Genomic DNA, 348 nt, shown 5'->3' on the forward strand with positions numbered 1-348 from the left:
GGTGCAGGAGACGGCGGAGTCCGTGGGCCGGCAGGTGTGTGCGGTGGGTTCGCTGCGCCGTGGTGAGGGGGGTCTGCGGCGTTTCCTGACCTCGGTGGCGGAGGCGTTCGTCCAGGGTGTCGACGTCACCTGGCCGGCGCTCTTCGACGGCACCGGTGCTCGCACCGTCGACCTGCCCACCTATCCCTTCCAACGCCGGCGCTACTGGCTTGGGTCGCGTCCTTCTGCGGCGGTTGTTCCGTCGGGGCCGCAGGACGGTCTGTCGTATGAGGTGGCGTGGAAGAGTCTGTCGTTGCGGGAGTCGGTGCGTCTTGACGGCCGGTGGCTGCTCGTCGTGCCCGAGCACCT

At 69.5% G+C, this 348-nt stretch carries 1 protein-coding gene; it reads left to right on the forward strand.

Features of this window, described 5'->3' with window-relative positions; translation table 11 throughout:
* Window positions 1–43: 43 nt before the first annotated feature.
* Window positions 44–348: hypothetical protein (locus RM812_RS42825; RefSeq protein WP_311586539.1), on the forward strand; the 305-nt coding region annotated here is incomplete at its 3' end.

The sequence above is a fragment of the Streptomyces lancefieldiae genome (genome assembly GCF_031845825.1).
Lineage (GTDB): Bacteria > Actinomycetota > Actinomycetes > Streptomycetales > Streptomycetaceae > Streptomyces > Streptomyces lancefieldiae.